The sequence below is a fragment of the Inquilinus sp. genome (assembly GCF_057815775.1).
The window spans coordinates 1-6,134 of record NZ_JBYRFX010001116.1 but is presented as its reverse complement, the minus strand read 5'-3'; the positions used below and the strand labels follow the sequence as shown (position 1 = coordinate 6,134).

At 69.4% G+C, this 6,134-nt stretch carries 6 protein-coding genes; 5 read left to right on the top strand and 1 reads right to left on the bottom strand.

Annotated elements, in window-relative coordinates; all coding sequences use genetic code 11:
• Together AC3XYG_RS39860 and AC3XYG_RS39855 are read left to right on the top strand one after the other, a co-directional pair.
• Positions 1-1,063: aminomethyl transferase family protein (locus tag AC3XYG_RS39860; RefSeq protein WP_489145460.1), on the top strand; the 1,063-nt coding region annotated here is incomplete at its 5' end.
• Between the two features lie 4 nt (positions 1,064-1,067).
• Positions 1,068-3,134 carry an acetate--CoA ligase family protein gene (locus AC3XYG_RS39855; RefSeq protein ID WP_489145459.1) on the top strand — a complete coding sequence of 689 codons (2,067 nt, stop codon included), beginning with the start codon at positions 1,068-1,070 and terminating at the stop codon, positions 3,132-3,134.
• 23 nt (positions 3,135-3,157) lie between these two features.
• Here the strand turns inward: AC3XYG_RS39855 and AC3XYG_RS39850 are convergent, their stop codons facing one another.
• Positions 3,158-3,508 carry a hypothetical protein gene (locus tag AC3XYG_RS39850; RefSeq protein ID WP_489145458.1) on the bottom strand — a complete coding sequence of 117 codons (351 nt, stop codon included), beginning with the start codon at positions 3,506-3,508 and terminating at the stop codon, positions 3,158-3,160.
• Between the two features lie 377 nt (positions 3,509-3,885).
• Here AC3XYG_RS39850 and AC3XYG_RS39845 point away from each other — a divergent pair, with 377 nt between their 5' ends.
• The 3 genes from AC3XYG_RS39845 to AC3XYG_RS39835 form a co-directional block, all read left to right on the top strand.
• Positions 3,886-5,145: a sarcosine oxidase subunit beta family protein gene (locus tag AC3XYG_RS39845; RefSeq protein WP_489145457.1), complete on the top strand. Its 1,260-nt coding sequence runs from the start codon at positions 3,886-3,888 to the stop codon at positions 5,143-5,145.
• A 12-nt stretch (positions 5,146-5,157) separates the two neighbouring features.
• Complete coding sequence (locus AC3XYG_RS39840; RefSeq protein WP_489145456.1) at positions 5,158-5,433, top strand: sarcosine oxidase subunit delta; 276 nt, start codon at positions 5,158-5,160, stop codon at positions 5,431-5,433.
• The coding region (locus AC3XYG_RS39835; protein WP_489145455.1) for an FAD-dependent oxidoreductase at positions 5,430-6,134 on the top strand (705 nt) is incomplete at its 3' end. The genes AC3XYG_RS39840 and AC3XYG_RS39835, both read left to right, overlap by 4 nt.

Genomic DNA, 6,134 nt, shown 5'->3' with positions numbered 1-6,134 from the left:
CGAATATTTCGCGATCCGCTCGACGGCGGCTTTGTTCGATATCTCGCCGATGACCAAGTACCGGATCGAGGGTCCGGGCGCCGAGGCCTTCTGCAACCGGCTGACGTTGCGCGATGTGCGCAAGCTGGGCGTTGGACGCGTGCACTACACGGCATGGTGTGACGATCACGGCCATGTGCTGGATGACGGCACGCTGTTCCGCCTGGGCGCCACCGAGTTCCGGCTGTGCTGCCAGGAGCGGCATCTGAACTGGCTCTTGGACTCCGCCATCGGCTTCGATGTCGAGGTGGCGGAGGAGACCGAACAGATTGCCGCGCTGGCACTGCAGGGGCCGACCAGCCGGGCCCTGCTGACCCGCGCCGGCTTCGACGGCATCGAGACGCTGAAGCCGTTCCAGATCCGCGATGCCTGGTTCAAGCACGGCAAGGTCACCGTGTCCCGCACCGGCTTCACCGGCGATCTCGGCTATGAGCTGTTCACCGCGCCCGAGGCGGCCCTGCCGCTGTGGGACCGGCTGTGGGAGGCCGGGGCGTGGCACGGGCTGCAGGCGATCGGCTATGAGGCGCTGGACCTCGCCCGGCTGGAGGCCGGCTTCATCGTCGCCAATGGCGATTTCGTCACCGCCGAGACCGCCATCCGGGTCGACCGCCGCCGCACGCCCGACGAGATCGGGCTGGGCTGGCTGATCGACGAGAAGAAGGCGGCCTACTGGACCGGCAAGCGGGCGATCCAGGCGCAGCGCCGCGACCGGTCGGCGCGCTGGTGCCTGGTCGGGCTGGACATCGACGGCAACGTCGCCGCCGACCACGCCATCGTCTATCACAAGGGCAAGGCCGAGGCCGGGCAGATCACCGCCGCCGCCTGGTCGCCCTCGGCCAAGCGCAACATCGCCCTGGCCTCGCTGCGCCGGCCCTATGGCGACACGGTGAAGGATGACCTTTGGGTCGAGATCTATGCCCTGCGCGAGCTGGTCTATCACAAGATGATGGTGCGGGCCCGTGTGGTCGACCGGCCGTTCTACGACCCGCCGCGGCGGCGAGCCACGCCGCCGGCCGAGTTCTGACGCCATGGCGCACCGGCTGGACCCGCTGCTGCGTCCCCGCTCGATCGCGGTGGTCGGCGCCAGCGCGCGCCCCGGTTCGGTCGGAAACATCATGTTGCGCCAGCTGGTCGAAGGGGGCTTCGCCGGCCCGATCCATCCGGTGAACCCGAAGGGCGGGACGATGCAGGGCCTGCCCTGCCTCCCGACACTCAACGACCTGCCGCAGCCGGTGGAGCACGCCGCCTTCTGCATCGGCGACGAACAGATCGCGGCCAGCTTCGAGGCGGCGCTGCGGTACGGGGTGAGAGCCGCGACCATCGTCGCGCCGCTGGCCGATCCCGCCTTGCGCGAGCGCATCCGGGCCATGGCGGCGGAGGCCGGGTTGGCGCTGTGTGGCGGCAACGGCATGGGCTTCTACAACTTCACCGACCGGGTGAGGCTGTGCGGCTTCGCCACCCGGTCGGACCATGTGCCCGGCGGCGCGGTGCTGCTGACCCATTCCGGGTCGCTGTTCACCGCGCTGGTCGATGCCGAGGCGCGGATCGACTACGCGCTCGCAATCTCCTCCGGCCAGGAGCTGACCACCACCCTGGCCGACTATCTCGACTTCGCGCTTGACCAGCCGGAGACCCGGGTGGTCGGGCTGTTCCTGGAAGCCGCGCGGGATCCTGCCGGCTTTACCGCAGCCCTGGCGAAGGCCCATGCGCGCAACGTGCCGGTGGTGGCGCTGAAAGTCGGGCGGACCAAGGCGAGCGCGCAACTGGCGCTGAGCCATTCCGGCGCCATCGCCGGCGACCACGCCGCCTATGACGCGCTGTTCGAGCGGTATGGCGTCGGCCAGGTCAGGTCGATCGACGAGCTGGCGGTGGCGATGATGCTGCTGCCGGCCGCGAACGGCATCGGCCCCGGCGGCTTGGCCAGCACCCATGACAGTGGCGGCGAACGCGGCTTGATGGTCGACCTGGCAACTGCTGCCGGCGTGCCCTTCGCCGTGCTGGCGCCGGACACGGTGGCGGGGCTGGAGGCGGCGCTGGATCCCGGCCTGCCGGCGGTCAATCCGCTCGATCATTGGGGCACCGGGCGGAACTATCCCGCGGATTTCGAGGCGTGCTTCCAGGCGCTGATGGCCGACCCCGGCACCGCGCTGGGCGCGCTGGCGCTGGACCGGGCCGCCGGCGGCGAGATCACGCCGCTGTATCTCGAGATCGCGCATCGGGCGCGGGCGGCCAGCGGCAAGCCGGTGGTCATCGTCTCAAACCACCAGGGCAGCGGCGCCGACCCGGCTGTTGTGACCGCCACCCGCGCCGGGGTGCCGGTGCTGGACGGGGTGCCGGCCTTCCTGCACGCCTGCCGCCTGGCCTTTGACCGGCGCGATGCGGCGGCGCGGCCGCCGATGCGCCCGCCCGAGGCCCCGGTTGCAGCGGTCGAGTGCTGGCGCAAGCGGCTGGGCGCCGGTCACGCCTTCGGCGAGGTCGAGGCGCTGCGGATGCTGGCCGATTTTGGGCTGGCGGTGACGCCCTGTGCCACCGCCAAGGACGAATCCGAGGCGGTCGAGGCGGCGATGCGGATCGGCTTTCCGGTGGTGCTGAAGACGGTCGGCGTCGCCCACAAATCCGATGTCGACGGCGTCAGGCTGAACCTGGCCGATTCCGCGGCCGTACGCGCCGCCCATCGCGACCTGGCCGTGCGGCTGGGGCCGCGCATGCTGGTGGCGCGCATGGTGCAGGGTCGGGGTGTCGAGATGATGCTGGGGCTACAGCGCGACCCGGATTTCGGGCCGGTGGTGCTGATCGGCTTCGGCGGCATCCATGCCGAGATCCTGAAGGACGCCGTCTTCGCCCTGCCGCCCTTCGACGCCGCCGAGGCGCGGCGGCTGATCGACCGGTTGCGGCTGCGGCCGCTGCTGGACGGCGCTCGCGGCGCCCCGGCGGCCGACATCGACGCGCTGGCCCAGGCCGCGGCGCGGTTCTCCGCCCTCGCCGTTGCCCTGGCCGATGTCGTCGAGACGATCGACGTCAATCCGATCCTGGTCCAGACGCACGGCGCGGTTGCGCTCGACGCCCTGGTGGCCGCCCCCTCAGCGTTACGCTGACGGGCGGCCTAACCTGCATCGGCTTACCAGTGGTGGCCGCGGCCACCACCCCAGCCGCCATGGCCCCAGCCGCCGCGGTGGCGGTAGTAGCCGCCATCATGGTCGTCGGCGAGCGCCGCCCCGAGGGCGATGCCACCGACAGCCAGCAGGCCGGCAGCGACCGCCGTGTTCGTGTCCTGCTGCTGCCGCTCCGCCTGCGCTTGGTAGGACAGCTGCCCAAGCGCATTGCAGGCATTGCCGTCACCATAGGAACACTGCTGCGAAGCATAGTTCAGCTGGTTTTCAGCCGGGGTCGGCCCGCAGGCGGCCAACAGGGCCAAAACACCAACAATACCAACACGCCAGGGGGAAATCCTCAACGCACCGGTCATCATGTCCATCTCCTGCCGATCGAAGTTGGCCGATCGGCTCTGCCAAGTATCAATTGGGGCAAATCCGTGTCTTTTTCGTGTTGCAACACGGACCTGTCCACAGGGCGGTCGGATGACATGCCGTATCCTGCGCCCCTTCCGCAACATTACACGGCTGATACTCGGAACTCCGTCTCAAGATTCTTCACGATCGCTGTTGCAGACGGACTAGCCGTGGAGATCGGTCCTTTCAGGTAACGGGAATGACGCCGGATAGTGCCCACCAGGAGATCACTGCCGCGGTGAGATGATGCCTGTCACCAACATCCCCCTTCCCCCCAAGATACAGTGGTGTACTGTACAGCCAGGTTCAGGAAGCGCGACGGCACGGGGCGCAACGGATGCAGCGATATTCCTTCCTTTCGCTGGCGCAGAAGGCGCTGGGCGGCCATCGCGGCTGGGAGCCGGCGTGGCGCAAGGCGACGCCAAAGAAAAGCTACGACGTCATCATCGTCGGCGGCGGCGGGCACGGCCTGGCCACGGCCTATTACCTGGCCCGCAACCACGGCATCACCAATGTCGCGCTGATCGAGCGCGGCTGGATCGGCGGCGGCAATGTCGGCCGCAACACCACGATCGTGCGCTCCAACTACCTGCTGGAGGACAACCAGCATTTCTACGAATGGTCGCTGAAGCTGTGGCACGGCCTGAGCGAGGAGCTGAACTACAACGTCATGTTCTCGGCCCGCAGCTCGATCTTCCTGGCGACGTCGGTGGGCGGCGCCATGGCGCTGCGCCGCCGCGGCAACGGCATGCGGTTGGCCGGCATCGATTCCGAATGGCTGGAGCCGGACGACCTGCGCCGGCTCGCCCCGAACCTCGACTATTCCGACAACGCGCTGTTCCCGATCTATGGCGGCATGCGCCAGGCCCGCGCCGGCACCGCCCGGCATGATGCGGTGGCCTGGGGCTTCGCCCGCGGCGCCAGCGATCTCGGCGTCGACATCATCGAGGATTGCGAGGTCCTGGACTTCCTGCGCGACGGCGAGCGGGTGACCGGGGTGATGACGGCCAAGGGCGCGATCTCCGCCGACCGCGTCTGCCTGGCCACCGCCGGCTCCTCCTCCACCCTCGCCGGCAAGCTGGGGCTGAAGCTGCCGATCGAGAGCCATTTGCTGCAGGCCTTCGTCGGCGAGGGGCTGAAGCCGGTGGTCGACCAAGTCTATTCCTGGGCCGGCAGCGGCCATTTCTACATCAGCCAGTCCGACAAGGGCGGGCTGGTGTTCGGCGGCGATTTGGACGGCTACAATTCCTACGCCCAGCGCGGCAACCTGCCCGTGGTCGAGGACATCGCCACCGCCGCCATCGCGCTGATGCCGAACCTGTCGCGCACCCGCATCCTGCGGCATTGGGCCGGGGTGATGGACATGTCGATGGATGGCAGCCCGATCATCGGCCTGGCGCCGATCGACGGCCTCTATCTCAACATGGGCTGGTGCTATGGCGGCTTCAAAGCCATCCCCGGCTCCGGCTGGGTCTGCGCCCACACCATCGCCAACGGCGCACCGCACGAGCTGAACCGCCCCTTCGCCCTGGACCGGTTCGAGCGCGGCCGGATCATCGACGAGAACGGCGTCGGCCCGATCGCGAACCGGCACTGAGGAGCAGAAACCATGCGAATCCCCTGCCCCTGGTGCGGCCCGCGCGACCTGTCGGAATTCCACTATGGCGGCGACGCCGAGACGCCACGGCCGGCGCATGAGGAGACCGCGGCGGCACCGTGGTTCGACCATGTTTACCGCCATGACAACCCGCGCGGCGCGCATCGCGAATACTGGCAGCACAATTACGGCTGCCGGTCCTGGCTGCTGGTCACGCGCGATACCCTGACCCATGAGATCACCGCGGCCGAGCCGCTGCGGACCGTCGCGAAGGAGGCCGGTCGATGAGTTCGCATCGCCTGGCCCAGGGCGGGCTGATCGACCGATCGCAGCGCCTGGGCTTCCAGTTCGACGGCCAGCGCTATGACGGCCACCCCGGCGACACCCTGGCCTCGGCCCTGCTGGCCAATGGCGTGCGGCTGGTCGGCCGCAGCTTCAAATACCACCGGCCGCGCGGCGTGCTGTCTGCCGGGTCGGAAGAGCCCAACGCGCTGGTCGAACTGCGCAGCGGCGGTCGGCATGAGCCGAACACCCGCGCCACCATGGTCGAGCTGTATGACGGGCTGGCGGCCAGCAGCCAGAACCGCTGGCCGTCGCTGGCCTTCGATGCGCTGGGCGTGGTCAACAGCGTGCTTGCCCCGGTGTTCCCGGCCGGCTTCTACTACAAGACCTTCATGTGGCCGGCCTCGTTCTGGGAACCGGTGTATGAGCGGATCATCCGCCGCGCCGCCGGGCTGGGCACCGCCCCCAAGGAGACCGACCCGGATCGCTATGAACGCCGCCACGCCTTCTGCGACGTGCTGGTGGTCGGCGGCGGTCCGGCGGGCCTGAGCGCCGCCCTGGCTGCGGCCGAGGCCGGGGCCCGCGTCATCCTGTGCGACGAAAACGACCGCCTGGGCGGCGCCCTGCTGGGCGAGAGCGAGACGGTCGAGGGCAAGGCGGCAGCCGATTGGGTCTCCGACCGGGTCGCGGCGCTGCAGGGCTTCGGC